Source organism: Luteolibacter sp. Y139 (assembly GCF_038066715.1).
Classification (GTDB): Bacteria; Verrucomicrobiota; Verrucomicrobiia; order Verrucomicrobiales; family Akkermansiaceae; genus Haloferula; species Haloferula soli.
This window is the reverse complement of sequence record NZ_JBBUKT010000001.1, coordinates 259,714-286,500: the sequence shown is the minus strand read 5'-3', so window position 1 is coordinate 286,500 and position 26,787 is coordinate 259,714. Positions and strand designations below refer to the sequence as shown.

The 26,787-nt window shown below is 62.4% G+C and carries 25 protein-coding genes and 1 pseudogene; 12 read left to right on the top strand and 14 right to left on the bottom strand.

From position 1 onward, the window contains the following. Nucleotides 1-8: 8 nt before the first annotated feature. Nucleotides 9-770 (top strand): polysaccharide deacetylase family protein, encoded by a 762-nt coding sequence (locus tag WKV53_RS01270; protein ID WP_341402523.1) that lies wholly within the window; start codon nucleotides 9-11, stop codon nucleotides 768-770. Between the two features lie 159 nt (nucleotides 771-929). Here the strand turns inward: WKV53_RS01270 and WKV53_RS01265 are convergent, their stop codons facing one another. The 4 genes from WKV53_RS01265 to WKV53_RS01250 all read right to left on the bottom strand — a co-directional run bounded on the left by WKV53_RS01265 (nucleotide 930) and on the right by WKV53_RS01250 (nucleotide 5,252). Continuing rightward, the gene (locus WKV53_RS01265; protein WP_341402521.1) at nucleotides 930-1,931 is read right to left on the bottom strand and encodes a polyprenyl synthetase family protein; all 1,002 of its coding nucleotides are present in this window, start codon (nucleotides 1,929-1,931) and stop codon (nucleotides 930-932) included. A gap of 136 nt (nucleotides 1,932-2,067) precedes the next feature. Next, a complete protein-coding gene (locus WKV53_RS01260) occupies nucleotides 2,068-2,901 on the bottom strand; it encodes a 3-keto-disaccharide hydrolase (RefSeq protein WP_341402519.1) in 834 nt (277 codons plus the stop codon). Between the two features lie 83 nt (nucleotides 2,902-2,984). Continuing rightward, on the bottom strand, nucleotides 2,985-4,136 hold the full coding sequence (locus WKV53_RS01255) for a redoxin domain-containing protein (protein WP_341402517.1): 1,152 nt from the start codon (nucleotides 4,134-4,136) through the stop codon (nucleotides 2,985-2,987). A 99-nt stretch (nucleotides 4,137-4,235) separates the two neighbouring features. Then, nucleotides 4,236-5,252, bottom strand: a complete 1,017-nt coding sequence (locus WKV53_RS01250) for a ferritin family protein (protein ID WP_341402515.1) — start codon at nucleotides 5,250-5,252, stop codon at nucleotides 4,236-4,238. 138 nt (nucleotides 5,253-5,390) lie between these two features. Here WKV53_RS01250 and WKV53_RS01245 point away from each other — a divergent pair, with 138 nt between their 5' ends. Both WKV53_RS01245 and WKV53_RS01240 read left to right on the top strand, forming a co-directional pair. Continuing rightward, nucleotides 5,391-6,281 carry an NAD(P)-dependent oxidoreductase gene (locus tag WKV53_RS01245; RefSeq protein ID WP_341402513.1) on the top strand — a complete coding sequence of 297 codons (891 nt, stop codon included), beginning with the start codon at nucleotides 5,391-5,393 and terminating at the stop codon, nucleotides 6,279-6,281. A 15-nt stretch (nucleotides 6,282-6,296) separates the two neighbouring features. After that, nucleotides 6,297-7,025 (top strand): alpha/beta hydrolase, encoded by a 729-nt coding sequence (locus tag WKV53_RS01240; RefSeq protein WP_341402511.1) that lies wholly within the window; start codon nucleotides 6,297-6,299, stop codon nucleotides 7,023-7,025. Nucleotides 7,026-7,293: 268 nt separating this feature from the next. On the opposite strand, the gene WKV53_RS01235 is transcribed toward WKV53_RS01240, so the two are convergent. The 4 genes and pseudogenes from WKV53_RS01235 to WKV53_RS01220 form a co-directional block, all read right to left on the bottom strand. Next, nucleotides 7,294-8,748 (bottom strand): DUF4340 domain-containing protein, encoded by a 1,455-nt coding sequence (locus WKV53_RS01235; RefSeq protein ID WP_341402509.1) that lies wholly within the window; start codon nucleotides 8,746-8,748, stop codon nucleotides 7,294-7,296. A 30-nt stretch (nucleotides 8,749-8,778) separates the two neighbouring features. Further along, the gene (locus tag WKV53_RS01230) at nucleotides 8,779-10,719 is read right to left on the bottom strand and encodes a Gldg family protein (RefSeq protein ID WP_341402507.1); all 1,941 of its coding nucleotides are present in this window, start codon (nucleotides 10,717-10,719) and stop codon (nucleotides 8,779-8,781) included. A gap of 22 nt (nucleotides 10,720-10,741) precedes the next feature. Continuing rightward, nucleotides 10,742-11,473 carry an ABC transporter permease gene (locus WKV53_RS01225; protein WP_341402505.1) on the bottom strand — a complete coding sequence of 244 codons (732 nt, stop codon included), beginning with the start codon at nucleotides 11,471-11,473 and terminating at the stop codon, nucleotides 10,742-10,744. An 81-nt stretch (nucleotides 11,474-11,554) separates the two neighbouring features. Beyond that, nucleotides 11,555-12,223: pseudogene (locus tag WKV53_RS01220) on the bottom strand (ABC transporter ATP-binding protein); the annotation flags it as partial. 282 nt (nucleotides 12,224-12,505) lie between these two features. Here WKV53_RS01220 and WKV53_RS01215 point away from each other — a divergent pair. Then, on the top strand, nucleotides 12,506-13,051 hold the full coding sequence (locus WKV53_RS01215; RefSeq protein ID WP_341402501.1) for a hypothetical protein: 546 nt from the start codon (nucleotides 12,506-12,508) through the stop codon (nucleotides 13,049-13,051). A gap of 36 nt (nucleotides 13,052-13,087) precedes the next feature. Here the strand turns inward: WKV53_RS01215 and WKV53_RS01210 are convergent, their stop codons facing one another. Continuing rightward, the gene (locus WKV53_RS01210; RefSeq protein WP_341402499.1) at nucleotides 13,088-14,122 is read right to left on the bottom strand and encodes a glycoside hydrolase family 5 protein; all 1,035 of its coding nucleotides are present in this window, start codon (nucleotides 14,120-14,122) and stop codon (nucleotides 13,088-13,090) included. 188 nt (nucleotides 14,123-14,310) lie between these two features. On the opposite strand from WKV53_RS01210, the gene WKV53_RS01205 reads away from it, so the two are divergent. The 6 genes from WKV53_RS01205 (at nucleotide 14,311) to WKV53_RS01180 (ending at nucleotide 21,286) form a co-directional block, all read left to right on the top strand. Next, the gene (locus WKV53_RS01205; RefSeq protein ID WP_341402497.1) at nucleotides 14,311-17,127 is read left to right on the top strand and encodes an Ig-like domain-containing protein; all 2,817 of its coding nucleotides are present in this window, start codon (nucleotides 14,311-14,313) and stop codon (nucleotides 17,125-17,127) included. A gap of 55 nt (nucleotides 17,128-17,182) precedes the next feature. After that, nucleotides 17,183-18,151: a PhoH family protein gene (locus WKV53_RS01200; RefSeq protein ID WP_341402495.1), complete on the top strand. Its 969-nt coding sequence runs from the start codon at nucleotides 17,183-17,185 to the stop codon at nucleotides 18,149-18,151. 274 nt (nucleotides 18,152-18,425) lie between these two features. After that, nucleotides 18,426-20,027, top strand: coding sequence for an HD family phosphohydrolase (locus tag WKV53_RS01195; RefSeq protein ID WP_341402493.1), 1,602 nt, complete (start codon nucleotides 18,426-18,428; stop codon nucleotides 20,025-20,027). Nucleotides 20,028-20,032: 5 nt separating this feature from the next. Further along, nucleotides 20,033-20,491, top strand: a complete 459-nt coding sequence (gene ybeY / locus WKV53_RS01190; protein WP_341402491.1) for an rRNA maturation RNase YbeY — start codon at nucleotides 20,033-20,035, stop codon at nucleotides 20,489-20,491. A gap of 43 nt (nucleotides 20,492-20,534) precedes the next feature. Beyond that, on the top strand, nucleotides 20,535-20,825 hold the full coding sequence (locus tag WKV53_RS01185; protein ID WP_341402489.1) for a hypothetical protein: 291 nt from the start codon (nucleotides 20,535-20,537) through the stop codon (nucleotides 20,823-20,825). Beyond that, nucleotides 20,822-21,286, top strand: coding sequence for a PIN domain-containing protein (locus tag WKV53_RS01180; RefSeq protein ID WP_341402487.1), 465 nt, complete (start codon nucleotides 20,822-20,824; stop codon nucleotides 21,284-21,286). Before WKV53_RS01185 ends, WKV53_RS01180 begins: the two co-directional genes overlap by 4 nt. Before the next feature lie 24 nt (nucleotides 21,287-21,310). On the opposite strand, the gene WKV53_RS01175 is transcribed toward WKV53_RS01180, so the two are convergent. Together WKV53_RS01175 and WKV53_RS01170 are read right to left on the bottom strand one after the other, a co-directional pair. After that, nucleotides 21,311-22,267 carry a M28 family metallopeptidase gene (locus WKV53_RS01175; protein WP_341402485.1) on the bottom strand — a complete coding sequence of 319 codons (957 nt, stop codon included), beginning with the start codon at nucleotides 22,265-22,267 and terminating at the stop codon, nucleotides 21,311-21,313. A 77-nt stretch (nucleotides 22,268-22,344) separates the two neighbouring features. After that, the gene (locus tag WKV53_RS01170) at nucleotides 22,345-23,247 is read right to left on the bottom strand and encodes a ParB/RepB/Spo0J family partition protein (RefSeq protein WP_341402484.1); all 903 of its coding nucleotides are present in this window, start codon (nucleotides 23,245-23,247) and stop codon (nucleotides 22,345-22,347) included. Nucleotides 23,248-23,423: 176 nt separating this feature from the next. On the opposite strand from WKV53_RS01170, the gene WKV53_RS01165 reads away from it, so the two are divergent. Together WKV53_RS01165 and WKV53_RS01160 are read left to right on the top strand one after the other, a co-directional pair. Further along, nucleotides 23,424-24,023: a hypothetical protein gene (locus WKV53_RS01165; protein ID WP_341402482.1), complete on the top strand. Its 600-nt coding sequence runs from the start codon at nucleotides 23,424-23,426 to the stop codon at nucleotides 24,021-24,023. An 8-nt stretch (nucleotides 24,024-24,031) separates the two neighbouring features. Beyond that, nucleotides 24,032-24,589 (top strand): SET domain-containing protein, encoded by a 558-nt coding sequence (locus WKV53_RS01160; protein ID WP_341402480.1) that lies wholly within the window; start codon nucleotides 24,032-24,034, stop codon nucleotides 24,587-24,589. Nucleotides 24,590-24,733: 144 nt separating this feature from the next. Here WKV53_RS01160 and WKV53_RS01155 read toward each other — a convergent pair whose 3' ends face one another. The 3 genes from WKV53_RS01155 to WKV53_RS01145 all read right to left on the bottom strand — a co-directional run bounded on the left by WKV53_RS01155 (nucleotide 24,734) and on the right by WKV53_RS01145 (nucleotide 26,720). Then, nucleotides 24,734-25,663: a DUF6268 family outer membrane beta-barrel protein gene (locus WKV53_RS01155; protein ID WP_341402478.1), complete on the bottom strand. Its 930-nt coding sequence runs from the start codon at nucleotides 25,661-25,663 to the stop codon at nucleotides 24,734-24,736. Between the two features lie 113 nt (nucleotides 25,664-25,776). Continuing rightward, nucleotides 25,777-26,091: a hypothetical protein gene (locus tag WKV53_RS01150; RefSeq protein WP_341402476.1), complete on the bottom strand. Its 315-nt coding sequence runs from the start codon at nucleotides 26,089-26,091 to the stop codon at nucleotides 25,777-25,779. A gap of 8 nt (nucleotides 26,092-26,099) precedes the next feature. Next, nucleotides 26,100-26,720 carry a hypothetical protein gene (locus tag WKV53_RS01145; RefSeq protein WP_341402474.1) on the bottom strand — a complete coding sequence of 207 codons (621 nt, stop codon included), beginning with the start codon at nucleotides 26,718-26,720 and terminating at the stop codon, nucleotides 26,100-26,102. Between the last annotated feature and the right edge of the window lie 67 nt (nucleotides 26,721-26,787).

The following is a 26,787-nucleotide window of genomic DNA, read 5'->3' as shown; positions in this document are numbered from 1 at the left end:
CATCCGACATGAAGAAATTCCTCCTGCTATCCCTCGCCGCACTGGCGCTTCCCGTCTCAGCGCAGACCAAGCGGATCGCCATCATCAAGGCGGACGATGTGAGGGAAGTAGATCCGAAGTGGGACCGATTTTTCAAGCTCGCGGAAGAGCATGGCGTTCCCGTCTCTGCAGGCGTCATCGGCAACTCCTTCGAGAAGCAGGATGAGAAATACGACGAGTGGCTGAAGAAGTGGGAAGCCACCGGGAAGGTGGAATATTGGCACCACGGATGGGATCACCGGCGGTGGGATGAAGAGGGGAAGCACAAGTCCGAATTCAACGGCACGGGTTTCGCCCAGCAGCGGGATCATTTGGTGAAGACCCAGGATGCCGCGAAGGCAGCCCTAGGGAAACCCTTCGTGGCGTTCGGCAGTCCCTTCAATGAGGTGGATGCGGACACCGCGAAAGCTCTCAATGAAATCCCGGAACTGAAGATGTTCTTCTGCTGGCCTCAGGCCGAGCCGGCGAAGGAGCTGAAGGGTAAGACCCTGCTCCTGATGACGATGCCCGGCGAAAACGATGGCACGGGAAAGCCGAATTTCGCCAAGTTCAAGGAGGTGTATCAGAGGAGGATGGCGGACCCTTCCTTCGCATTCTGCGCCCTTCAGTTCCATCCGGGCGCATTTGCCGAAGAAGGGTTTGGGGAGTTCGCCTCCATCATTGAATTCCTGAAGGCGGAAGGCTGGACCTTCATGCTGCCTGGGGAATACGCAAAGTCCTTGGAGAAGTGATGGAGGCTGGCGCTACCGGAACGGAGGCGAGGCCTCGTGGTCGCTTCGTTCTTCAACCTCTTCGAGGTAGAATCATCTTTCGACGACTACCCCGGGTAGCTCGTGCCTCGCAACCCGGGGCTTTATTGTGAAGTCCCTTTGGGACACGGAGACGCTCGATTAGCGGCGGCACTTCTCGAGCAGCGCGGCGAGGAACCACGTGATCTGCTCCAGCGCATCCACGTGTTCGCTGCCGGGCAGGCCGATGAGGTGGTCGCGGCAGGTGCCGAGCATGTTGGCAGCGGTGTCGACTGCCGACTCGATGGCGCCTTCGTATTCGGCGATGCCGACGAGCACTGGCAGGTCGAGCGCCTCCTGATCGATGATGCGCTTGTTCAGCTTGGCGCGCTGCGACTCGCTGGCGCTTTCGAGCAGGTTGAGGATCGGCAGGGTCAGCTTGCCCTTCTCAAGGTCGGTGCGGAGCGTCTTGCCGACGTCTTCCTCGCTGCCGACGAGGTCGAGGCAGTCGTCGTAGATCTGGTAGGCGGTGCCCAGCTTCATGCCGTAGTCGAACATGCGGGCTTCGGTCTCGGCATCGGCTCCCGACAGTGCGGCGGCGATGCCGGTGGCGGCAGCGAAGAGCGCGCCGGTCTTCATTTCGATGATCCGGAAATAGTCGGCCTTGGTCAGCGTGAGGTCCCAGCGGCGCTGGGTCTGAATGATCTCGCCTTGGCAGACCTCGCGCGAGGCGTGGCCGACCTTGCGGCAGATCGAGATGTTCTCGAACTCGGTCGCGAGGTGCAGCGCGTGCGAGAACAGGGCATCGCCGAGCAGCACCGAGAGGCCTGCGCCCCACTTGGCATTGGCGGTCGGGATCATGCGGCGGGTGACGGCACCGTCGATGATGTCATCGTGCACCAGCGTCGCCATGTGGATCAGCTCCAGGATGACGCCGATCTTGAGGTGATTCTCTTCGACGCCGCCGAGGGCGCCGCCGGTCAGGACCGAGAGGGCAGGGCGGATGCGCTTGCCCGAGGTATTGCAAACATAACTGACATACGGCTCCACCGCCGGATCGAAGGCGCGGACCTGATCGCGGATGGAGGCTTCCACCTTTTCCAACTGGGGCCGGACAAGTTCGAAGGGAAACCGCTCGCTGCGGCCCTGTGGGACGGTGGTCATGCTCATAGCGCTTGGGCTTGTGAAATTTTTCACAAAGTCCCCCAACCCGCAACCCCGATGTCATCCTTGTCACAAAAGAACCCCGGAAAATCCGGGGTTCCAAGGGTTCGGAGATAGGGAAATCCCGTATTTGCCGTTACTTCGCGTCCGGGACCATGCCGAGATCCTCGGGAGTCGGGATCTTGATCTCGCGGATCCAGATATTGCGGAAGCGGACCGGATTGCCGTGTTCGTAGAGCTCGATGAAGCCCTTCGGCGGCTGCGGGGTATCGTAGTTGCCGACGGCGCGGTAGCGGGTATCGCCGTGCAGTTCGCGGCGATTGTGAACGATGAGGCCGTTGTGGAGCACCGTGAGGTAGGCCTTCTTCAGGAGCTTGCCGGAGGCATCCCAGCGCGGGCCTTCGAAGATGATATCGTAGGTCTGCCATTCGCCCGGCGGGCGGGAGGCATTTACCATCGGCGGGGTCTGGCCGTAGATCGCGGAGGCCTGGCCGTCGGCGTAGGTGTCGTTGTTGTAGGAATCGAGCACCTGGACCTCATACTTGCCGTAGATGTTCACGCCGTTGTTGCCACGGCCCTGGCCATTGCCTTCGACCTTGGCCGGGGTGGCGAATTCGATGTGGAGCTGGAAGTCGCCGAACTCGTCCTTGGTGTGGATGCGGCCGGTGTGGGTGGTCTCGGCATAGCCGTTCTCGATCTTCCACTGCACGTCGCCCTTTTCGCCGACCCACTTGGAGAAGTCCTTGCCGTTGAAGAGGACCACGGCGTCGGACGGCGCGTCGGCCATCTGGTCGAACTGCTTGCCCGGGGTGACAATCGGCGGCTTCGGACGATCCGGATCGTGCACGTGCCACTTCGAGCCCGGGATAAGCGGGGTGTCCTTGTAGCCCTCCCCGGCGGAGGCGGCGGAAATAAGCGCGGCGGTCAGGCCGGCACCAAACAGGATGGGCAGGATGGAATTGGATTTCATGGGTGGGATCTCAGATCTCAAGGGAAACGAAACGCGGCCCCTAACGGAGCAGCAACGGGAAACGTCGGCGGCACGGAAAGGGTTTACGGCATTCCTTCCATCGCTTTCACGATCTCGCGGCGCAGCTCGACGGGATCGACGGCTCCGGTATGGCGCCAGACGATTTCACCCTTTGGCGAGAGGAGCACCGAGTGCGGCTGGGCACCGGTCCACTCCTTGTCGATGGCTTCCGCCAGCTTGTCCGGATTGTCGCCGGAAAAGAGGTAGTTGTTGGTCTTGCGGCCGTCCTTTTCGACCGACTCCTTGGTCCGGTCCGACAACGCGAGGTGCTGCTTTTCGAGGAACTTCAGCGCCTTCGCCTCATCGCTGACGGGATCGAGCGAGATGCTCACGAAGTCGAACGAGCGGTTTTGGAAGCGGCGGTAGGCGTCGACCAGGGCGGGGAACTCGGCGACGCAGGGTCCGCAGGTGGTGGACCAGAAATTGATCAGACGGACATTGCCGGAGCCGTTGGCGCGGAGCTTCTGGGCGGTTTCCACGTCGAGCTTCTCGATCGTCACCGGCTTGGCTTCCCATGCCTTCTGGTCCTTTTCACGCCACGCTTGTTTCCAGAGCCACTTGGTGGAGCAGCCGAAGGAGCGGGTGACCGGCTCCTTCACCGGCTGGCCGGCGAGCACGGCATCCAGCGCATCCCGCAGGTAGCTTTTCTCGACGGGGCCCTTCTTGCGCTGGGCATCATCGAGGCGGCCGGTGTAGGCGAGCTTGCGATCCTGGCCGAAGACAAACGCGTGCGGGGTGGACTGGGCACCCACGGCGGAGCTGAGCGTCTGGGTCTCGCCGTCATAGAGGTAGGGCATGGTCCAGCCACTATCCTTGGCGAAAAGGGGCATCTCTTCGAACGAGTCGCCATGCGCGCCGTAGCCAAGTTCGTCCGGCGTCAGGCCGAGCGGGCTGCTGCTGTTGATCGCCACCACAGCGACGCCCTTGTCCTTATAGTCCTTGTAGATCTGCTCCATCCGCGGCGCGGCGGCGATCGCATCCGGGCAGTGGTTGCAGGTGAAGATCAGGCACAGCACCTTCGCGCCGGCGTATTCGGCGAGCTTGTGCTTCTGGCCGTCGATCCCCGGCAACTCGAAATCCGGCACCGGCGAACCGATGGCCAGTACCGGTGGAGTCGGAGGATCCGCGGCGAAGGCGGTGGCGGCAAAGGCGAGGCTGAGGACGATGGCTTTCATGGCGGGGACGATTACCGGTAAAACAACCGGGATGTTGCGGCCGGGACAATCGGAATTGCCCCGGTGACGCAATTCGGCGACCCGCGCTGAAAGTACGGGTCAGGGGCCGGTCTTGTCCGCGGTCTCCTTGGGCGTAGCCTCAGCCTTCGGCGGCTCGATGAGCGTCTTGAAGCGCTCCGCCCAGTCGCGGGCCTTGGGATGGGTCAGATTGTTCTCGATGTGGGCGAGCATGTTGACCGCGGCGCGCTGCTGGTCGCCGGACTTGTACATGTCCTCCTCCATCTGCCACTTCAGGTCGGGCAGGGTCTCGTTGACGAACTTTTCGTATTCGGCCGAGTGGTCTTCGGCGTGACCGCCGCCACCGCGGTTTTCGCCGCCGCGGCCTTCTCCGGGACGGCCACCGCCGCGGTTTTCACCGCCACGACCGCCGCCACCCCACTCCTTGTGCATGACGCCTTCGTAGCGGATGCGGCGCTGCCATTGCTCGCGCAGGGCATCGAGCTTGCCGGTGGCACGAAGGGGTGGGAAGAGGACCTGATTGAAGATGGCGGGGATTTCCAGCGGCGAGAGCGGCCAGTTTTCGACCTTGGCGCCGCCGATGTTGTAGGCGCGGGCGAAGACGGTGTTGGTCACCGGTTCGCGGAGAGGGCCGACGTTGCCACCGAACTGGTCGGGAGAGTTGAAAATGTCATCCAGCGCGGCGCTGGCCTTCGGAGCGAGATCCTTCAAATTGCCCTGTGCTTCCGCGGCTTCGAGCGTGAGCACCAGCCAGCGGAGCTGGTGGCGCAGGCAGCGGCCGAGGCCGTCCTGCTTCAGTTGGTCTTCCTGGCGGCGCTTCCATTCGCGGAAGTCCTGGGCGCTCTTCTTCTGGTCCTCGAATTCGACCTTTTCCACGCACTTCAGGTAGAACTCGACAGCTGCCTCATCGCTTCCCATCGCCGCCTTGTAGGCGCTCATGGCGGTGCCGATCCGGCCCATGGCCTTCTCCTTGGCGTTTTCGCGGAGGTTTTCGAGTTTCTCGATGAGGGCCTCCCGATCCGCCTGGCTGAGCGGGTCGGCGTGGGCAAGCATCGGTGCGGCGGAGAGCAGCAAGGCGAGGTATGCGGTGCGTTGCATGGGTTTGGCGTTAATTGCAGGACAGGTGAAACGTCCGAGTGGCGGGGATGTTTTGCAACCCGGCGGAAAAAGACAGGATTTTTCCGGGAAAGCGGGCGGTGGTGGACAGGTCCCGGGGACTGGGCCAACTTTTGCCTCATGTCGAAAGCACGCATCGGAGTCGTCGGAACCGGCCGCATGGGAGCGAATATGGCGCGTCGCCTGAAGGATCAGGGGTATCCGGTCACGGCGGTCTTCGATGTCTTCCCGAAGCTGGCTCAGGACCTCGCCGCCGAACTTGGCTGCACGGCTCCGGCGACGCTCGCCCAGGTGACGGCTGCCGCGGATGTGATCCTCACGGTGGTGACCGATGACGCCGCGATGCATGGGATCTTCGCCCCGGAAGGGGATTCGCTGCTGACCGATGCGGGCGGCAAGACCTTCATCAACTGCGCCACGATCAGCCCGGCGGTGCATGAGGAGGTGGACGCTGCCTGCCAAGCGGTGGGTGCGACCGCGCTGGAAGCCTGCATGGCGTCCTCGATCACGCAGGCACGGCAGGGCACGCTCTATCTGATGGTGGGTGGCTCGGCGGAGACCTACGCCAAGGTGGAACCGATTCTCAAGGATCTGTCATCCTCGCTGCGCCATGTGGGCGGCACCGGCAAGGCGGCGAAGGTGAAGGCACTGGTGAACATGGTGATGAACATCAACACCGCCGGTCTCGCCGAGGGATTGGGCCTCGGGGCCGCGCTCGGGCTCGACCTTGCGATGCTGAAGGAGGTCTTTTCCCAGACCGGGGCGAACTCCCGGGTGCTGGAGACCGATGGGGACGACATGATCGCCCGCGAGCACGATTGCTTCTTCTCCGCTGCCCATGCCTGCAAGGACAGCGGCATCGCCAACGCCCTCGCCGCCGAGGCCGGTGTGAACACGCCGTTGTCGCTCGCCACCGAGGCGCAATACCACCGGATGGTCGAGCTCGGGCTCGGAGAACTCGACAAGTCCGGCGTGGCGGAGTTGACCTTTCCGGGCCGCACGGTTCATTGAGCCCAGCATTTTCCGATGGATCTTCCTGAATTCCGCAACCGCGTCGGCGAGAAGCTCGACACCGCTTTTCACCCCGGCAACCGCGAGGACGTTCTCGTCCTGCTAGGTCACGGCGTGACGGGAAACAAGGACCGGCCGCTGCTGATCGCGGTCGCTGAAGGACTCGCCGCCCGCGGCTGGCCCTGCCTCCGGATCTCCTGGTCAGGCAACGGAAGCTCGGAAGGGGACTTCCGCCACGCGACCATCACGAAGGAAAGCCGCGACTTGCGGGATATCCTCGAAGCGCTGCCGTCCGGGCTGAAGGTGGCCTACATCGGACACAGCATGGGCGGTGCCGTGGGCGTCACGGTGGCTGCGGAAGACCCGCGCATCCGCGTGCTGGTTTCCTTGGCAGGAATGGTGCGGACCGAGGCCTTCTATGAGCGCGAGTTCGGGAATGTGATCCCCGACAAGGGCTTCATGTGGGACAATTCCGAGGCGCCGCTGTCCCAGAAGCACGTCGATGATTTCTGCGCGATCGGCGACCTTTTCGACGAGGTGGGTCAGGTGAGCGTCCCGTGGCTTCTGATCCACGGCACTGCGGATGATGTGGTGCTGCCGGAAGACAGCCGGGATGCCTATGATACGGCGGAGGAGCCGAAGCGCTTGATCGAGATCAAGGGTGCCGAGCATTCCTTCGACGAGTCCTCGTACCCGCAGGTCGTTTCTTCGATCGCGGACTGGTTCGAGGAGTATTTGGGGTGACCTTTGGGGGCTGCCGCTGGATTCCTTTTTTCCCGTATGCCTAGGGAAACGGGAAAAAGGGAAAGCTTCTGAAGCCAGTGCGGCGATTTTGCCGTCTGCCGGGCCTTCAGCCCTTCTTGGAAAATGCACCGATGACCCAGCCCGATGGGCTGGGCTAAGGGCTTTCGCGCCGTTGGCGCTGAAGAACTGGCTGCCTCTATCAAATCTGGCTGAGAGGCCGGAAACAAGAAGGGCGGCCTCGCGGCCGCCCTTTTTGTTGATTTGGAAGTTATTGTCCCTTGTTCTCCTCCGCGGGTTTTTCCTCCGGAGGCTTTGTTTCGGAGGGTTTTTCCTCCTTGGGAGGCTGCGGGGTTGCTTGCTCGCCTTCCTCAAGTGGCGGGATGGCGATCGGCGGGGTGACTGCTTCCACCGGCTTGCGGCGGGGGGGCATGGGAGGGACCTGCACCGGCGGGGTCATGGCACCACCTTCACCCGGCAGCACCATGCTGGTGCCTGCTGGTCCCGGGCCTTTGGCGGGGCCTCCGGGAGCAGCCTGCTGCGGAGCGACTTCCGAGCGCAGCTTGAGCAATGGATCCACGGTGTATTTGGTGACCTTGAAGACCTTGCCGGCCATGGCCTTTTCGGCGGCGAGGCGCTTCTCGAGCTCGGTCTTGCGGTCGGCGAAAGCCTTGTCCTTGGTCTTGGCGTCTTCCTCGGACTCCTTCTCCTCCTTCTTGCGCTCGGTGGGCAGGGTGGCCTCCACGTTCACGGTCATCAGGTAGTTTGCTTCAGGGGCCGGGGCATCGGGCTGGGCGGGCTCCTTCGGCTTCTCGGCTTCGGCGGGCTCGAGGGTGATGGTGTAAGTGAAGCCTTCGAAGGTCTCGATCTTCGCGGTGATCTTCTCCGCGGGCTTGGAAGCCTCGCCGGCCTTGTCGGCGGGCATCACGTCCTCGAAGCGGGCGTAGGAGAAGAGGCTCTTCAGTCCGTTGCCGGCGGTGCTGTCGACGCTTTCGCCGGGCTTCGGTGAGTCGATGGTGAAGTCGGCATTCTCGTCGGCACGGGTGACCTTCCAGTTGATCTTGTCGGGCTGGCCCTTGTCGCTGACGGAGACGCTCTTGATCTTCTCGACCTTCACGAATTCGTCATTGAGCCAGCTCTTCGGCTCCGGGCTCAGGGCGGAGAACATCTCGCTCACCTTGTAGACACCGGATTGGTCGGCGTGATTGCGGAGGAAGCGGCCGGTGGAACCACCACCGCCACCCATCATGGCGGCCATCGGGTCTTCACCGGCGGCTTGCAGATTCTTGCCGAGGGTGACGTGGGCGAGTTCGGTGCCGGCATCATTCGACAGCACGGCTTCGACGCCGCGTTCCTCCGGCTTGGAAGAACCCGGGTCCATGCCGAAGCGTGGCGCGAACGAGGGCGCGGCTTCCACACCTTCGATGACTTTCACCTCCGCGAGCGAGCGCAGGAATTCGTTCACGGCGGTGGTCTTGGCAGGATAACCGCCGCGCTCTTCGACGGACCACTTGCCGTCCTTGCGGACGAGCGTGGTGGTGTTTTCACCGGAGCTCACCTTGATCTTCGCCACCTGGTCGGCGGCGAAATCGGCGAGCACGGTCTGGCTGCGGCTGCGTTCAGTCTTGCTCTCGAAGCCCTTCGACTTGCCCGAGCGCGCGAAGAACGCGGCGGTGGCAAGGACGATGGCGACGATCCAGAGGACAACGACTTGGCGTTTGTTCATGGCTGGAGTGGGTAAAGGTGAGATGGTGGATTAGCGGGCGCGGGTGGAGGTGCGGCGTTTGATGAACAGCCCCAGCCCGATCAGGATGACCAGCAGCGGCATGGCGGCGACGTTGTAGAGCGTGGCCTTGCCCGAGATCTTGTCCTTCTCGCGTTTCAGGTCCTTTTCCATGTCGCGGAGTTCCTTGCGGGCGCTCACTTGCTGGGCGCGGCCCTCGCGGATCTTCGCTTCCAGGTCGGAGTCCATGAACACGCGGTCGCCCTGCGCACGCTGTTGGACCAGCTTGTTGATGTCCTCGCTGACCTTATCGAGTTCCTTCTGCTTCTCCTCCATCTTCGCGCCGTAGTTCGTGGTGAACGCGGTTTCGAGGTCCTTGATCTTGGTGAAGGGACGGGCGATCGCCGCGCGGCTGCGGGCGCCGATCAGGTGGGTGGAGGACGCGGCCTGGTCGACGATGTTGAAGAGCAGCGACGAGTTGCCGTTGATCGGCTGCGCCATCTGCATGTTGCCGAAGCGCTGGACACGGTAGGCGAACTGATCGAAGAAGATGTCGATGTCGGAGATCAGGAAGACGTTGCCTTCCTTGGTCGCCTCGGTGAGGGCGGCTGGTTTTTCCTCCTTCTTCTCGTCCTTCTTTTCTCCGTCCTTGGCCTCGTCCTTTTTCTCCTCAGGCTTCGGTTCTTCGGTGCCGGGCTTGCCCTTCGGGAAGGCGGTCTTGAAGTTGCCCTTGAGGTGCATCACGAGGTCATAGGACTTCGTGTCCTTGATGGTGCGTGCGAGGTTCGGATCGAGTTGGGCGGCTTTCGCGGAATCGACGAGGCCGGACTTGTCGGAGGACTTCACGAGCGAGGTGATCGCCACGCCGGCGCTGCCGGTCTTGGTAAAGCCACCTGGCAGGAAGAACACCAGGCTGCTGATGTTCTTCGTGATCACGTCCTTGTCCCGCTGGGGCATGCCCGCCTGGGGAACGGTGAGCACCGACACGGCGGGCCGGTTGCCACTCATGGTGGTCTGGTAGTTCAAGTCGCCCACCACCTGGCTGGCCATCGAGACACCCCAAGCACCGAGCAAGGTCGGGAGCGTGGAGGATGTGGGAGCACCGCCGCCACCGGTCATCGGGTTGCCGCGGTCGGTCATCTGCGCGGCCACGGACATCGGGTCGAGGCAGGCCACCACGGTGCCGCCCTGCAGCACGTACTGGTCGATGGCGAACTCCGCTTCCGGAGTGATGCCCGCCGGATGGAACACGAGCAGGACGTCGATGCTCGGATCGATCTTCTCAGGGGTCATGGTGAGGTTCTTCACCTCGTAGGACTGCGCGAGCTGCGAGTAGGCGACCCACGGCTGGGCGCCCTGCTGGCCCTGCATCATCGCCATCGGGTTCTGCGGTTCGCCGGCGATGGGCAGGCCGGACATCAGGCCGATGACCGGCTTGGTGGCGCGGGACACTTCCGAGATCGCCTTGGAAATCTCATACTCGAGCATGGTCTCCTGGCTCGGGTCGATGAAGGGAATGGTCGACGTGCGGTCGATGCAGGAGACGGCCAGACCGAAGTAGAGGTTCTGGTCGTCCATGCGCTGGCCGCGGATGCCGTCGAGATTGGCGGCGTCCTCGGCATCGGTGTCGGGCTGGGGATCCAGTTGCTCGACGCGCAGCTTGCCGCCGGAGAGATTCTGGTATTCCGCCAGCAGGTCATCGACGCGGCGCATGTGGAGCTTCAGGTCTTCCGGCATGTATTCCGAACTACGGGTGGCGTAGTAGCGGATGGTGACGGGGGCTCCGAGTTCCTTGAGAATGCCGCGGGTGCCTTCGGACAGGGTGTGGACCTTGTCTGCGGTGAAGTCGGCGTTCTTGTGGCCAACGCCCAGCGAGGAGATCAGGAGATTGGCCGAGACGACGATGACGCCGAGGGCCGTGATCGCGAGAACCGCACGTGCCATCGGATGGACGGTCTTTGCTTCTTTGCTCATGGATCAGTGAAGGGAAAGAGGTTCAGGCGCGCTTGGCGGAGAGGATCGCGCTGGTGCCCAGCAGCGAGGTGATGATGATGGAGCCGAACCAGACGGCATCCTGCAGGCGGAAGGCGCCGCGGCTCAGCGAGCGGAAGTGATCCCACACGCCGATGGAGGCGAGCCCGCTGCCGACGTTGTCCGAGGTGGCCTTGCCGACTTCGCGGACGAAGTCGTCGTAGCCGCAGAGGACCATGACCACGCAGAGGACGACGGCGACGATGAGGCAGACGACCTGGTCACGGGTGCAGGCGGATGCCAGCATGGTGACCGCCAGGAAGGTGCAACAGACGAAGAAGCTGCCGAGGTAGCCGGCGAAGATCACGCCATTGTCCGGGTCGCCGAGCCAATTGACGGTGATCACGATCGGGAAGGTCAGCAGCAGCGCCACCAGCCAGACCACGCAGGAGGCGAGGTACTTGCCGAAGATGGCGCTCCATACCGAGATCGGGAAGGTGCCCAGCAGCTCGATGGTGCCGGTGCGTTGCTCATCCGACCACAGCTTCATGCCGACGGCTGGCACCAGCACCATGAAGATCCACGGATGCCAGAAGAAGAAGGAGTACTCCAGCGAGGCATCGCCCACGCGCATGAAGTTCCCGAAGGTGAAGGTGAAGCCGAGGGACAGCAGCAGGAACACGACGATGATCGCGTAGGCTGTCGGCTGGCTAAAGTAACTGGAAAGCTCTCGCTTGAAGATGGTCCAGGTGTTCATGGGAAAAAGGAAGGTCCGGAGTTGGCTTCAGGCGGCGGTGTCGAGGGTGGTGACCTTGCGGAACAGGTCGGTCAGAGAGCCCTTGCCCTTGGCGATGAGCTCGGCCGGGGTGCCGTCGACGACGATCTTGCCGCGGTCCACGATGACGGCGCGGGTGCAGGAGGCCTCGACCTCTTCGAGGATGTGGGTGGAGAAGAGAATCGCCTTGGTTTCGCCGAGCCGCTTGATGAGCTGGCGGACCTCGTGCTTCTGGTTCGGGTCCAGGCCGTCGGTCGGCTCGTCCAGGATCAGCACTTCCGGGTCGTGGAGGAGTGCCTGAGCGAGACAGGTGCGGTGGCGGTAACCCTTTGACAAGGTGTCGATGGACTGGAAGGCGACGCTCTGGAGGAAGCAGGTCTCGATCGCGCGCTCCACCGAATCCTTCTTGGTATTGCCACGGAGGCCGCGGACGTCCGCGCAGAAGCGCAGGAATCCACTGACGGTCATGTCGTTATAAAGTGGTGCGGACTCTGGCAGGTAGCCGACTTTCTTTTTGGCCTCATTCGGCTGGTCGACGATGGAGTGGCCGCAGATCTTGGCATCGCCGGAGCTTGGCGGGAGGAACCCCGTGACCATGCGCATGGTGGTGGACTTGCCGGCACCGTTAGGTCCGAGGAAACCGAGCACTTCGCCTTTCCGCACGGAAAAGGAGAGGGCATCGACGGCCGTTTTTTTGCCGAACTGTTTGGACAGATTCTCGACTTCGATCATGGGAGTCAGGATAGGGTCTCTAATGGACGTGTCGCGGAGCGACACCGCGGGTGGCGTGCGTCTGAAAAAATCGCCAGGCCTTGCCGTGGCAAGGGAAAAGGCGTGTCAGCAGGTGAGGTAGCCAGCTTGCGCGGTCCTTGCGGGTCTGTTTTGATCGGGGATACTGAGATGCCAGAAGAGTTTCCCGCGCTTCCCGGATTGGAGGGCTTTGTGCCAAGGCTCCGTGCGCCGTTGCCCTCGAATTATCCAGGAACCCTTTTCGAGATTTCGTCGGGGAAGGCCATGTTCATCGGGATCATCGCCTGTCCGGCTCCCGGTGCGCCTTCCTCGCGGACGGTGGTGATGTCAGAACTCACTGGTCACGAGCGGTATTTGGAAGAGTGGTATGACTTGTCGACTGTTTGCCAGCTCATGTCCCAGCATCAGGCTGTTTTCTGGGGATGCCCGCAAGAGACCTTCTCGGTGCTGGTGTCTGACGAGCGGCATCCGGATTTCGACTCCTATCCGCGTTCTTTTTCCGCGAGGTTCGATTCTCCCGGAAAGGTCTGTCTCACCTCGGCTGGAAACTTGAGAATGGCCCTCGATAGCCCGGAAATGTGGTCACACCCAGTGATTACGTCCGGGCACTCCTATGACGATTCCCTGTTCGAACTTGCGGCAGGGAGCTACGTTGTGACCGTGACGCAAATGTTCCGCTGGAAGAGCGCGCAGTTTGCCCTTCTTCGCCCCGGGGCGATTCACTACCATGTCCATTTCCGGCTGGCGACCGATGAGGGTGGTCCGACAATCCCGGGCATCCCGTGGTTTGAGGTGCCGACTCCGGGATAGCCCATCGCCGCTTGCATGATCATGGGGACGGGGTTGTTACCGCGTCTCCAGCATCTTGGTCTGCACCCACTTGCCCGACTCCTTGAGCGTAGTGCCGGTCCATGGGCCTTTCGGGCAGGTGCCGGGGAGAAAGACGGCGCCGGAGCGTTCGTCATCGGAGTAGTTCCAGTTGATCCAGCTGATTTTCTTTTTGGCCATCAGGTCGATGTAGGCTTGGGCGCTCTTGAAATCATTCGGGCCGTCTCCGGAGGCTTCCTGCGAGCCCCATTCGGTGACGAAGATGGGGAGCTTGTCAGATGCCTTGTCCAAGGCCTTCCGGTAATCGTCGCCGTGGTCGGCGGCGTAGAAGTGGAAGGTGTACATGAAGTTCTTCCCGGCCAGCGGGCTCTGATAGATTTCCTCCGGCCCGCGATCTCCGGAAACGCCGAGCGAGGACCAGTCCGGGGTGCCGACGATGATGACGCTGTTAGGAGCGCCGTCGCGAATCACGGGGATGACTTGCTGCGCGTAGTCCTTGATACGGGCCCAATCCACGGGGCGCTTCTTGCCATCGCCAGCGAGGTATTTGCCGTTCGGTTCGTTGGCGATCTCGTAGAGGAGGTTGGCCTTGTTGCCGTGGCGCTGGACGATGTGGGTGAAGTACTCCTTGGCCCGGTCGAGATTGTGCATGGGATCGCCGGGATCGAGCATGTGCCAATCGATCAGGACGTAGAGCCCGCGCTTGGTGGCTTCCTCGACGATGGTGTCGACCTGCTCGATGAACTTCTTCGGGTTCTTCTCGTAGCCGCCTTCCTGGACGTAGAGCGAGACGCGGAGGATGTCGGCACCCCAATCGGTGACGAGGGCATCGAGCGCGGCGGGGGTGAGGGATTTGCCCCAGCCGTACCATTGCAGGCCGTGGGTGCTCATGCCGCGGAGCTGGATGGGCTGGCCGGTTTTGTCGCAAAGGTGGGTCCCATTCACTTGGAGCGGGCCGTGGTCGGCGAAGGGATTCCGGGTGGGAACGGGCTCTGCCGCCGCGGAGCCGAGTAACGCCAGGGCGATGGAAGCGAAGAGGGCGATGGGCTTCATGGGATGCTTTTGTGGGGGCTTTGTTCCCTGCCAATCCTGTGAGAGAGGCCGGATGGAGGGTTACCGCGGCTTCCATGCTGCATCTTGCAACATGGAAGGGGAAACTCGTGTCAGTAGTTTTCCTTAGTGTCAGTAGTTTCACGAGATCGTGAATTGAGCGATTGGCCCTGATGGTGCTTGTTCGGCGCGTGTTTGCCCGGCTGGTATCGCTCTCATCCCTGTTTTTCGCGCTCTTTACTGCCCTCGCTCCGGCGGACGAGGTGGTGCGGATCATGGCCGCGAACATTTCCAGCGGGAACAACCAGTCCTATGACGCCGGGCACGGGAACCGGATTTTCGATGGCCTGAATCCTGATGTGGCGCTGGTGCAGGAGATGAACGTCGGCGGTAATAGCGCTGCCGAATACCGCGCGTGGGTGAATGCGTATTTCGGCAGCACCTTCTCCTACTTTGTGGAAAGCGGGAAGAACATCCCGAACGGGATCGTGAGCCGTTATCCGATTCTGGCGTCGGGTGTGTGGGACATCTCGGACCTGACCGACCGGGAGTTCGTCTGGGCGCGGATCGACCTGCCTGGCGACATGAACCTGTTGGCCGTCAGCGTCCACCTCAAGTCCTCCAGCGACAGCGCGAGCCGTCGCCAAACCGAGGCTCAGCAGCTGGCTGGCTACATCGCGGCGGAAAAGAAGGCGACGGATCACGTGGTGATCGGTGGCGATTTCAATACCTACAGCCGCACGGAGTCGTGCGTGACGGCGCTGGCTTCCACTGTCGTCACGACGGCACCGTGGCCGGCGGATCAATCGGGCAACACGAACACGAACGCCGGCCAGAGCAGCCCGTATGACTGGGTGATGCCGAGTTCGAGCCTCGCCGCGTTGTCGACGCCGCTGGTGATCTCGCCGAACACGCACACGAACGGACTGGTTTTCGATAGCCGCGACTACACGCCGCTGTCTGCCGTCTCGCCAGTCCAGTCGGGCGATAGCGGGGCTACTGGCATGCAGCACATGGCGGTGATGCGGGCGTTCCTGATTCCGACGAACGAGCCGCCGGTGATCACTGCGGGGACTTCGGTGGCGGTCACCCTTTCGCGGAACAACACGCCGACTGCTTTCAGCCGCAGCCTGACTGCAACGGATGCCGACAGTGATCCTCTGACGTGGACCATTTCCACCGCGGCGGCGCACGGCACGGCTGGAGTCGTCGCTCCGGCGACCGGTGGCACGGTGGCGCTCAGCTACACGCCTACGACCAACTACACGGGGTCCGACTCGTTCGTCGTGCGGGTGGCCGATGGTCAAGGTGGTACGGATACCATCACGGTGAATCTCACGATCGAGCCGCCGCCGAATACAGCGCCGGTGATCACGCAAGGGGACTCGGTGGCCGTGACGATGTCACGCGATGGCTCGCCGACGGCCTTCAGTCGCAGCCTGAACGCCACCGATGCTGATGGTAATTCGCTGACGTGGTCGATTTCCACTCAGGCGGCGCACGGCACGGCCGGCGTGGTGGCTCCGGCGACGGGTGGAACGGTGGCGCTCAGCTATGTTCCTGTGAGCGGCTATACGGGGACGGATTCGTTCATTGTCCGCGTCTCGGATGGGCAAGGAGGGACGGACACGATTACGGTGAATCTTACCATCCAGCCGCCGCCGAATGTGGCGCCGGTGATTGCGGAGGGCGACGCCGTAGCGGTGACCATGTCGCGCGATGGTTCGCCGACAGCCTTCAGTCGCAGCCTGAATGCGACTGATTCTAACAGCGATCCACTAGCTTGGTCGATTTTCACGCAGGCCACGCATGGCACGGCGGGAGTGATTGCCCCTGCGACCGGAGGCGCGGTGGCGCTCAGCTATGCGCCTTTGAGTGGCTACACGGGTACGGATTCGTTTGTCGTTCGCGTGTCGGACGGGCAAGGCGGGACTGACACGATCACGGTGAATGTGACCATCCAGCCGCCGCCGAATGTGGAGCCGGTGATTGCGCAAGGAGACTCGGTGTCGGTGACGATGTCACGGGATGGCAGCCCGACCGCTTTCCAGCAGTCGGTGTCGGCGACCGATTCGAATGGCGACGCTCTGACGTGGTCGGTCTTCACTCAAGCAACGCATGGCACGGCGGGTATCGTCGCTCCTGCGAGCGGTGGCACGGTGGCGCTGAGCTACCTTCCGGTGACTAGTTACACAGGTACGGATTCGTTTGTCGTACGGGTATCGGACGGCGAAGGCGGGACGGATACGATCATGGTGAATGTGACCATTGATCCGCCGCCGAATGTGGTGCCGGTGATTGTCCAAGGAGACTCGGTCGCCGTTGAGATGTCGCGCGATGGCTATCCGGGCGCGTTCCAATTGACGGTCTCGGCGACAGATGCTGACAACGATCCTCTTTCCTGGACGGTATCGACTGCGGCACTCCACGGGACGGCAGTGATTGTTGCTCCTGCCACGGGGGCTTCGCCCGAGATTTCCTATCAGCCGGCGGACGGCTACCTCGGTGCGGATTCGTTCCGGCTGCGGGTCAGCGATGGGCAAGGGGGGACGGATGAGATTCTCGTGCAAGTGACGGTTGTGGCTCCTTCGGCTTACGACGACTGGACCGAAGAGGCCTTTGCGCCGCTGACCTCGGAGACCGAGGCGACTGTCTGGGGTGAGGATGCCGATCCCGATGGCGACGGTATGACCAATTTGGAGGAATTCGCCCGCGGCACCGATCCGGCGGTTGCGGATAGCGGTCCGGCGCTCATCAGCGCAGCGGCGGAGGAGAACCAGCACCTGCTCTTGTCGTATCTCGTGCGGCTGGATGGTTCCGCGCCTGCCTTGGATTATATGATCGAGGCATCGGCCGGACTGGCTGGGCCGTGGACTCCGCTAGCTGGTAGCGAGTATGAGGACGCGGGAACGACGGATCTCGGAGGAGGATTCAAACGGCGGACGATCCGGCTGACTTCGACTCTCGGGGAAGGCCACCGGTTCTTCCGGTTGGCGTTCACTCGCTAAGGAGACTGGTATTTTCCACCTGACCCCACCGGTTCGAGGTGTTTAGTTAGATCCAATGAGTGCCCCGGAGACGGAGATCAAATTGGAGTATGAGACGGCGGCCTTCCTGAACTCGTTGTTCGCGAATGACACCCACGAGCTGAGGTATTTGGAGGAGAAACTGGGTGTCCGGGCGGTCACGCGGGATGGGTGGATTCTTTTTGCGGGTTCGGAAGAAGGCGTGAAGCGGGCGGCGGCGGCGTTTTCGGATCTGGAGCAGGCGCGGCGGCATGGCTCGGAGATCGGGGGCCGGGATTTCCGGCTGGCGGTGGATCTGGCCTCGCAGGGCGGGGGATCGGTGTCCGAGCTTTCCGGTGTTCGGTTGCTGGGGCTGCGCGGTCGCAAGCCGGTGGTGCCGAAGACCCCGAGGCAGTTCGACTACCTCAAGGCGATCGACAAGAGCGACGTCGTTTTCGGTCTCGGTCCGGCGGGCACGGGCAAAACCTACCTGGCGATGGCGATGGGCCTGTCCATGCTCAAGGCCAAGCGGGTGCAGCGGGTGGTGCTGACCCGTCCGGCGGTCGAGGCGGGGGAGGCGCTCGGTTTCCTGCCCGGCGACCTGCGCGAAAAGGTGGCTCCCTATCTGCGGCCGCTTTACGACGCGATCCACGATATGATCGGCCACGAGGAGGGCGAGCGCTACCTGGCAGACGGAACGATCGAGATCGCGCCGCTGGCTTTCATGCGGGGCCGGACGCTGGCGAGGTCGTTTGTAATCCTGGACGAGGCCCAGAACACCACCCGTGAGCAGATGTTCATGGCGCTGACCCGCCTGGGCGAAGAATCGCGGATGGTGGTGACCGGGGACGGTTCCCAGATTGATTTGAAGCCTCACGTCCCGTCCGGCCTGTTTGAGGCGGAGCGTGCGCTGGCGGGCGTCGAGGGCATTGATTTCGTGCGGTTTACGGGAGCGGATGTTGTCCGACACCCGGTCGTTGGCCGGATCATCGAGGCCTACGATGCGCACCGTTCTTCGGTGTCGTAAGTCTTTATGGGTCAGTGAAATTCAGGCCCTGGGGAGGATCTCCGCCAGTGATTGGCGGTCCTCCCTTGGCGGCCGGGGCTACGGGATTTGCGCATTGCAAACGGGCCGCGAATGATCTAACCACCTGCCCCGCCCGCGAGGTCATCCGACGCTGGCCGCGATTCAGCAACCCAGTTGCCTCACCGTGGGATTCATTGATGCTTTCAAACGCTGGCGACTTGCTCGCCGCGGCTTGTCGTCCGGGCGAAAGCGCCGGACACACGCCGAAAACCCGGTGGCCTTGACCCTCGACCGTAGTCCGTGGGTGCGGTTGGCGCTTTATTTGATCTTCATCGTCGGCATCGCGGTGATCGTGCTGCGGGCGGCGACCGATTCGAACTTCGCTGATGATCCGCTGCGTGGCGCGATGTTCGGGCTGGTGATCGCCGCGACGGCTGTGGTCATCCTCGATGCGAACCACGAGGCCGCTGGCGGGCGGAATGGCCGGGTGATCCTGCTGCTCGGCGGTTTGGCCGGCCACATCATGCTAGTCCGCGGGATCTCCATGATGGTGGATGCGCAGGCTTTCCCCGGGCAGATGAAATTCCTGCTCATCCCCTTCGCACTGACGCCGATGATCCATGCGGTGCTGCTCGGGCGGGGAATCGGGACTTATTCGACGATCTACTCGACGCTGCTGGGTTCGCTGGTGATGCCGAAGCAGGATGTGCTGCTGTACATGGCCGTCAGCCTCGTCTGCGGGCTGGTGGCGGTGCAGGCGTCCTACCGGGTGAGGAAGCGGGTGCAGCTCCTGCGGGCTGGCGTCTATGCCGGCGTCGCTTCGCTGCTGCTCTGCATCATGTTCAGCCGGATCGACCTGATGCCGGGGATGGACGACCAGCTCGAAGGCCTGAAGATCGCCGGCTGGAGTTCGCTCGCCGCGATGGGCATGGGCATCCTGATCGCGCTGCTGGTGAGCGGCCTGCTGCCGGTGCTGGAAGGTGCGTTCGCGCTCACCACCGATATTTCCTGGCTGGAGCTGAGCGACCTGAATCACAAGCTGCTCCGCCGCCTTCAGCTCGAGGCTCCGGGGACGTTCCATCACAGCCTCGTTGTCGCTTCGCTCGCGGAAGCCGCGGCCGAGTCGGTGGGGGCGAATGCCGCGATGTGTCGTGTCTGCGCCTACTACCACGACATCGGCAAGCTCAACAAACCGGAGTACTTCATCGAGAACCAGGCCGAGGGGATGGAGAATCCCCACAACGCGCTGACGCCGACGATGAGCGCGCTGATCATCATTGCCCACGTGAAGGACGGCGTGGACCTCGCGGTGAAGCACAAGCTCAACCCGCGGGTGATCGACATCATCCAGGAGCATCACGGGGATTCGCTGGTGACGTATTTCCACCGCCGCGCGCAGGAGCAGAAGAAGACGGAGCTGGAGAAGGTCGAGAAGGGTTTGGAGAACCCGGAGGACCTGCCGAAGATCGACGAGAAGAATTTCCGCTATCCCGGCCCGCGTCCGCGCACGCGCGAGAGCGGCATCGTTTCGCTGGCGGACATCGTTGAAAGTGCATCCCGCTCGCTGAAAAAGCCGACGCCCGCGAAGATCCGCACGATGGTCGAGGACCTCGTCAACGGCCGCGTTTGCGATGGCCAGCTTGATGATTGCGCGCTCTCGATGCGCGATCTTGCCAAGGTGAAGGACAGCTTTTGCGCCACGCTGCGGAGCATGCTTCACACCCGGATCGACTATCCGAAGGAGGACGACCGTAGTACCCTGGGCCGCAAGTCCGATCTGGAAAAGCGGCAGGGGAATGGCTCGAAGACCCAGCAGATCAAGCCGGTGCCGACCCCTGCACCGAGCGACCAGCCGCAACAACGTGCCGCATCCTGACTGCCATGTGCCCGGAACTCATTGTCGGTAACAATCAAGTGCGCACCGAGATCCCGGAGGCGTGGCTAACCGCCCTGGAAAAGGGTGGAGCGCTGGCCGCGAAGGAGATCCTGGCGAGTCATCTGGCCACGAACGATGCGCCCTTGCCGGAGCATGAGTGTGTGGAAGTCGCGCTGGTGGACGACGAGACCAGCGCACGGGTCCATGAGCAATTCATGGGCATTGAGGGCGAGACCGACGTGATCACCTTTCATCACGGCGAGATCGTGATCGGGGTGGAGGTTGCTTTCCGTCAGGCGGCGGAGAACGGCGAGCCGCCCTTGCGCGAGCTGTTCCGTTACATCGTTCACGGCCTGCTGCACCTGGCCGGGCATGAGGACGAGGATGCTGGTGATCGTCAGCGGATGGAGGCGGCGCAAGAGCCGTTGGTGGCGAGGCTGTGGCCAGTGGTGGGGGAGGCGTGAGTCGCAGCTTGCGACAAGCAAAGGCGCACGTTAGGGTTTGCCCATGGGCGTCAAAGAAGCAGTCAAACTTGCGTTGGGCTACGTGATCGACCTTTTCGAATCGGAGAAGATCACCAACGTTGGACTGGAGGAGGTGGAATTCGACGAACCAACCAAGCATTGGTACGTCACCGTCGGCTTTTCCAGACCTTGGGACGTTATTCAGCCTAGGTCAGTGGTGCAACTGATGGGGGCTGAGGAAAGGCTGAAACGGTCGTATAAGGTTGTAACCATCGACGAAGTTGGCGAGCGAGTTCTCTCGGTGAAAAACCGGGAGGTCGGAATTCCGGCATGAGAACGGTGTTGGTTGATACCAATCTTTTGGTGCTGCTGGTAGTCGGCCTCGCAGACCCCAAATTGATCGAAAAGCACAAACGGACCCAAGCGTTCTCTTCCGACGACTTCATGCTCTTTGGTCTCTTTCTCGAGAGATATGAGCAAATCGTCGTAACTCCCGGTATTTTGGCAGAGACCTCCAATCTCTTACGCCAAACTGGCGAGCCTGCCCGGTCTGCCTTGCTGGCTCAGCTCATGGTGCTCATCGACGGAGCCGCAGAAGTTCATATCACCGGACGAACGGCTGCCGCTTGTCCCCGTTTTTTACAGCTCGGACTTACTGATTGCTCCATTCTAGAAGCTACGAAGGCGGCCGAGCATCTAGTCACAGTTGACCTCGATCTTTATGTGGAGGCTGCACGAACCGGCTTGCCGGTTACGAATTTCAATCACCTCAGGCAGGAGCACTTGCTCTCCTAGCTTCTTGCCTATCGGCTAGATGACCTAGGGAGCTACGGAAGAGAGAAACCGCAGCGTCGTCCGGCCGGTTTTTTTCAGGGCGTCGGCGTCGATGTTCTCCATGGTGTCGCCCTGCTGGTGCCAGTAGGGCATGTTCATGAAGTCGCCGATGATGTGGAGGCAAGGCAGGCCGACTTCTTGAAGGGGGACGTGGTCGTCGAGGATGGCGCCTTGCGGGCGGCGGAGCTTGGTGAGGCCGGAGTCCTTGGCGGCGGCTTCCACGGCGATGGCGAATTTCTCCGGCGTCTCGGGGTTGAAGAAGAAGTCGCGATCATCATCGCCGACGAGATCGAGCACGATGCCGAAGGCGGGCTGGTTGTGACGCTTGGTCAGTTCGCGGGCGTAGTACTTGCTGCCATAGAGGCCATCGGTGGGCGAGATGGTGTGCAGCAGCGCTTCCTCGCCATCGAAGAGCACGAACTCGACCTTGGCGGCTGACGCGGGATCGGTGCCGAGGACGCGGGCGAGTTCCAAGATCACGCCGGTGGAGGAACCTCCATCATTGGCGCCGACGAATTGGAAAGCCTCCATCCGCTTGCTATCAAGATGGCCGCTGATGACGACCGGTGTCGATTTCGTCCAGTCGGCTTCACCGGTCTTGTGGCGGGCGAGCAGGTTCGTGAACTCGACCGGTCCTTGCGGTGTGCTGCGGGTGAACTTCTGCCGCGCGGTGGTCCAGCCGTTTGCCGCGAAGTCCTTTTCGAGATACTGCAGCGTCTTCTCGTAGCCTTCGCTGGCCGGAGGACGGGGACCGAGATCGACGATGGCCTTGACGTGCTTGAAGGCATTGTCGCCGGAGAAGTCCGCGGCGAGTTTCTCCGGGATGGTTTGGAAGGTCAGGTGCGCCGGTGCCTCGGGTGCCTTCGGCTTGCCACAGCAGAGCAGGGCGGTGGCTCCTCCGACGAGGACGGGCAGCAGGAGAGGCAGCGGAGCGCGTTTCACGACGCAAGGAAAGTGGCTGCGGCCTCCCGCCGCAAGCTCCGGCACGTGGACTTGCGGCAGCATGCCGCCGCCGTGGATCAAAGATCCTCCACGCCGAGGAGATCCAGCAGGCGCTGCAGGTCGTCGTCGCCGTAGTATTCGAGCTCGATCTTCCCCTTCTTCGCGCTGTGATGAATGACCACGTGGGTGGCGAAGCGGTCGCGCAGCTTGTTCTGAAGCGCGCGCATGTGGGCATCGGGTGCGGCCGGTGTGGAGGCGGCTCCCTTCGGCTTGCCTTCGTCGCTGCCACCGGCGGGATCGAAGCCCTGGGCGAGCTTTTCCGCGGCGCGGACGTTGAGGCCCTTCTTGAGAATCTGGTCCGAGGCGAGGAGCTGGGCGTCCTTGTCCTTGATGGAAAGGATGGCCTTGCCGTGGCCGACGCTGAGGCGGCCCTGGCCGACGAGAAGCTGCACGTCCGGATGAAGGTCGAGCAGGCGCATCGCATTGGCGACGCTGGCGCGGGACTTGCCGACGCGGGCGGCGATCTCGTCCTGCTTCATGGCGAACTCCTTGGCGAGGCGGACGTAGCCGGCGGCTTCTTCGATCGCATTGAGGTCCTCGCGCTGGAGGTTCTCGATGAGCGCCATTTCCAACACGTCGCGGTCGGATGCTTCGCGCTCGATGACCGGGACGGTGGCGAGGCCGAGCTTCTTCGAAGCGCGCCAGCGGCGTTCACCGGCGATGAGCTCGTAGGTGCCATTGACCGGGCGGACGATGAGCGGCTGGATGATGCCGTGCTGGCGGATCGATTCGACGAGTTCGTCGAGCGGAGTCTCGATGAAGGTCGTGCGCGGCTGGAGCGGACTTGGTACGACCTTGTCGATCGGCACTTCCTTGGCGCGACCGTGACCATCGACACCGGCGGATGCTTCCTGGGAAGGAGCGCCGGGTTGTTTGCGAATCAGGGCACCGAGGCCTTTTCCGAGAGCCGGTTTCGACATGGGGCGGGGAGGTTGGCAAAGGGGCCGGGCGAAGCAAAGCGGATTCCGGGATTGGGGATAAGGTTTTTAAAATTCTGTGGAAAACCAATGCTTCGCGGCGCTCTGGCGCGCTTGACGCCGCGCGGATGGCGGGGCATCCATGCGTCGCAATGCGCGCCTTTTTCTTTTCGGCTCTGATGTGCCTGCTGCCTGTGATGCGAGGGCAAGCACAGCAGGCTGCTCCGATCGACGTGACGAACTCCGCCGTAGCTGCGGTGAAAGCGCTGGGCGAACAGGTGGTGCTCGGGAAGCACAAGGTCGCCTTCGAGCGCATGTACGATGAGTGGAAGGTCCGTGCTGCCAAACAAGCAGGCGGCATGGAAAAGCTGCAGGCGCAACTCGACGCCATTCCGGGCCAGATGGCGAAGCAAGGTGTCCAGCTGATTTCTTTCAAGGCCCAAGGAGAGCCAACTTCCTACGAGGTGCAGATGGGCAAGGAAACGGTGACGGAGGATGGCAAGCTGGTTGAGAAGGCGATCTACAAGAAGTGGCTGGTGCTGGTGCCGACCGTGACCGAGTACCGCATCGCCGCGCCGGCGGAGAAAGGCACCGTACCGAAGTTCGCGGTGATCCAGAGCACCGGCTTTCAGGTGGCAATTTCCGACAAGGACAAGAACGACTGGTCTTTCATTGACGGCGCAAGCCTGACGGTGGCGGAACTGCGCCGCGTGTTCAACACGCTGCCGGAAAACACGCAATTGCCGCCGATCAAGAGGAAGCAAGTGGAGGGGAAGTGAGACTACACATGGGCAAGAAATCGAAGAAGCTCCAGGAGGAAGCCACATTGTTCAGGAAGCTCAGGGCCCTCTGGGGTCGCGGGCAAAGCCAGTCGTGTGAAGTACGGAACTCCGCGATCCACGGTCGTGGTGTCTATGCGACCCGCGACATCCCTGCCGGGGAAAAGATCATCGAGTATGTCGGTGAGCTGATCGACAAGGAGGAGAGCGAGCGCCGCGCGTGGGCACAGCACGCGAAGGCCCAGGCCACGGGCGACGCAGCGGTGTATATCTTCACGCTGACCAATACCTTGGACATCGATGGCGACGTGCCGTGGAATACGGCCCGTCTCATCAATCACTCCTGCGATCCGAATTGCGAGGCTTGGATCGATGGCAAGCGGATCTTCATCCACGCACTGCGCCGCGTCGAGGAAGGCGAGGAGCTGACGTTCGACTACGCATTCGATGTTTCCTGCTACGAGGATCATCCTTGTCTCTGCGGCCGCAAAGGCTGCGTCGGCTACATCGTGAGCCGGGAGCAGTGGCCGCAGTTGAAGGAGATCCTCGCCGCGAAGAAGGGCTGATTTCCCAGGGTGGCCTGTGGTTCCGTCGGGACAAAAGGCCGGCGGGAGTGATGAGTAAAAAAAAGGCCCCTGCCTTTTGAAGGGCAGGGACCGAGTGCTTTGAGAGATCCGAAGGGGCTTCTTGAGAGGAAGCCTGCGGGCTACTTACCAGGTTCTCAGCTCGAGACCGGCGAAGCCGTAGAAGCCGCTTTCGAGGTCATCGAGCTGGTTCTGGAAGGGCTTGGTGCCTTCCATGGTGGTCACATTGATCTCGCCGCCGAAGGTCATGCCCGCGCCGTAGCTGAGCCAAAGGTCGCCGGTGATGTTATGCGAGCTGGTGAGGCCGGCGCGGAAGTTCGAGTAGTCGATGTTGGCGTCGCCGAGGGCGGTATCGATGTTCCAGATGCCGCCATTGGGGCGGACCTCGAAGCCGACGCGCCACTTCGGGGTGACGTCGTAGGTGGCCTTGAAATTCGGGCCGTAGAGCGCGACGAGGGTGCGGTCGTTCGGTTCCCAGGCGAATCCGGGGCCGGCGAAGAAGGTGGTGTCGCCGCTGATATTGAGCGCGCCTGCACCCCCGCCGATGACGAGGTGGTCGTTGACCTTGTAGCCGACGGCGCCGGCGGCATCGAAGAAGAAGTCATGGCCGCTGATGCCTTGGAAATCGGAGGCGAGGGACGGATTGAGCCACGCGCCGTAGATCCACGGCGAGGTGTCGTTCATGTGAACGAAGTAGAGCGAGAACTCGATCTCGTGCAGGTCCTCATCGCGCAAGATGATGGAGGGGATCGGTCCGCTCGTGCTCAGCAGCATCGCCTCATAGGAGAACTGGGGGATGAACTGCCAGTCACCGGCGAAATGGATCGGCTGGGAGAGGAACGCGGATGCCTGGAAGGCCTGGGCGTCAACGGCGCCCACCGAGTTCTCGAAATCCATGTCGAAGCTGCCGACATACTTCACCTCGGCGGCATTGATGAGCTTGCTGAGATCGAAGCCGGAGGAAGGGGCCGAGGCGACGGGCGTGTGGGCCAATTCGCCGGCGAAAGCGGCGGCGGTCAGGAAGGGGAGGGCGAGAAGGTGGCGACGGACGTTCATGGGCATTCGCACCCTCTAACCGAAGTCCCGGCGCTTGGCCAGAGAGGAAAGCGCCTATCTGCGTGCCATACCGGCAGCAGAGGAGCAGCCTCAATGAGAGAACAGAAGCGAACTCAAACCACGAACAACTTCACCACCCAGGCGGCGAGCGCAGCGGTGGCGGCGAGCAGCAGCATCAGCAGGAGCAAGCTGCGGCCCTGGGTGCGGCGTTCGTTGCGGATCTGGCGGCGGGAGACGGTCTCCTCGAACATCCGCTGCCGGCGGCGATCGGCGAGATCGTCCGGCGGCGGGATGGTGGCCGCTTGTTCCTGCGCCTCGCGGAGGATCTTCTCCGGTTCGGCGCGGATGCTTTGGATCTGCTCCTCCAGGGCGCGCTGCTGTTCCTCCAGGGATTTGAGGTCGGGCAGATCGGCGGGGGTCCGGGACATGGCGAAGCTCATTTCACGAGATAGATGATCAGGGCAATGGCGCCCAGGATGATCACAGGCAGGTTAAAGGCGAGACCGTTGCGGAATTGCCGGGCGAAATCCCCGGAAACGACGCGGCGCGCCTTGGATCCATTGAAGAGGTTACTGCTGCGCGAGCGCGAGTAGTGCTCGGCGGCTTGGGAAAACTCGTCATCGGCATGATCGACGATGGCCATCGCACGTTCCAAGCCAGCGGCGAGGTTTTCGCGGGTCCAACCGTCGGGATTGATCTTTTCCAGCTTCGCGAGGTGGGCAGCGAAGCAGGCGCGTGCCTGTTCCAGGTCGCTGGTGTGCTCCTTGAGCTCATAGACCTCACGCTCGACGCGTTGGAGCGTGGAGGAAAGCCGTTCGGTGAGTTCGGTCTGGGCCGAGATCAACTCGCGCTTGCGGGAGTTGAGGGTTTCGACTTCCTGACGCTCGCGTTCAAGACTCTCGCGCTGCTGCTGAAGCTGCTCGAGCTGCACCTGGGCGGCTCGGAGCTTTCCTTCAACATCTTCACCCTGCCGGGCTCCGGCGGGAGCGCCGGGGTTCATTTCAAGCTGGGTGCTGCGGATCTTGAGGTGGTGGGTGTGCTCGGTGGCGGGTGGCATTGCCTGTGGGCGGGATGCGGGACAGCGAGGATTTTTCTACTCCTCGTTGATTTCGCCTGCGAGAAAA

Excerpts from the sequence above, each read along its gene's own strand:
- WKV53_RS01270 (WP_341402523.1), top strand. The coding sequence starts at position 9 with ATGAAGAAATTCCTCCTGCTATCCCTCGCCGCACTGGCGCTTCCCGTC.
- WKV53_RS01265 (WP_341402521.1), bottom strand. The coding sequence starts at position 1,931 with ATGACCACCGTCCCACAGGGCCGCAGCGAGCGGTTTCCCTTCGAACTT.
- WKV53_RS01260 (WP_341402519.1), bottom strand. The coding sequence starts at position 2,901 with ATGAAATCCAATTCCATCCTGCCCATCCTGTTTGGTGCCGGCCTGACC.
- WKV53_RS01255 (WP_341402517.1), bottom strand. The coding sequence starts at position 4,136 with ATGAAAGCCATCGTCCTCAGCCTCGCCTTTGCCGCCACCGCCTTCGCC.
- WKV53_RS01250 (WP_341402515.1), bottom strand. The coding sequence starts at position 5,252 with ATGCAACGCACCGCATACCTCGCCTTGCTGCTCTCCGCCGCACCGATG.
- WKV53_RS01245 (WP_341402513.1), top strand. The coding sequence starts at position 5,391 with ATGTCGAAAGCACGCATCGGAGTCGTCGGAACCGGCCGCATGGGAGCG.
- WKV53_RS01240 (WP_341402511.1), top strand. The coding sequence starts at position 6,297 with ATGGATCTTCCTGAATTCCGCAACCGCGTCGGCGAGAAGCTCGACACC.
- WKV53_RS01235 (WP_341402509.1), bottom strand. The coding sequence starts at position 8,748 with ATGAACAAACGCCAAGTCGTTGTCCTCTGGATCGTCGCCATCGTCCTT.
- WKV53_RS01230 (WP_341402507.1), bottom strand. The coding sequence starts at position 10,719 with ATGAGCAAAGAAGCAAAGACCGTCCATCCGATGGCACGTGCGGTTCTC.
- WKV53_RS01225 (WP_341402505.1), bottom strand. The coding sequence starts at position 11,473 with ATGAACACCTGGACCATCTTCAAGCGAGAGCTTTCCAGTTACTTTAGC.
- WKV53_RS01215 (WP_341402501.1), top strand. The coding sequence starts at position 12,506 with ATGTTCATCGGGATCATCGCCTGTCCGGCTCCCGGTGCGCCTTCCTCG.
- WKV53_RS01210 (WP_341402499.1), bottom strand. The coding sequence starts at position 14,122 with ATGAAGCCCATCGCCCTCTTCGCTTCCATCGCCCTGGCGTTACTCGGC.
- WKV53_RS01200 (WP_341402495.1), top strand. The coding sequence starts at position 17,183 with ATGAGTGCCCCGGAGACGGAGATCAAATTGGAGTATGAGACGGCGGCC.
- ybeY (WP_341402491.1), top strand. The coding sequence starts at position 20,033 with ATGTGCCCGGAACTCATTGTCGGTAACAATCAAGTGCGCACCGAGATC.
- WKV53_RS01185 (WP_341402489.1), top strand. The coding sequence starts at position 20,535 with ATGGGCGTCAAAGAAGCAGTCAAACTTGCGTTGGGCTACGTGATCGAC.
- WKV53_RS01180 (WP_341402487.1), top strand. The coding sequence starts at position 20,822 with ATGAGAACGGTGTTGGTTGATACCAATCTTTTGGTGCTGCTGGTAGTC.
- WKV53_RS01170 (WP_341402484.1), bottom strand. The coding sequence starts at position 23,247 with ATGTCGAAACCGGCTCTCGGAAAAGGCCTCGGTGCCCTGATTCGCAAA.
- WKV53_RS01165 (WP_341402482.1), top strand. The coding sequence starts at position 23,424 with ATGTGCCTGCTGCCTGTGATGCGAGGGCAAGCACAGCAGGCTGCTCCG.
- WKV53_RS01160 (WP_341402480.1), top strand. The coding sequence starts at position 24,032 with ATGGGCAAGAAATCGAAGAAGCTCCAGGAGGAAGCCACATTGTTCAGG.
- WKV53_RS01155 (WP_341402478.1), bottom strand. The coding sequence starts at position 25,663 with ATGAACGTCCGTCGCCACCTTCTCGCCCTCCCCTTCCTGACCGCCGCC.
- WKV53_RS01150 (WP_341402476.1), bottom strand. The coding sequence starts at position 26,091 with ATGTCCCGGACCCCCGCCGATCTGCCCGACCTCAAATCCCTGGAGGAA.
- WKV53_RS01145 (WP_341402474.1), bottom strand. The coding sequence starts at position 26,720 with ATGCCACCCGCCACCGAGCACACCCACCACCTCAAGATCCGCAGCACC.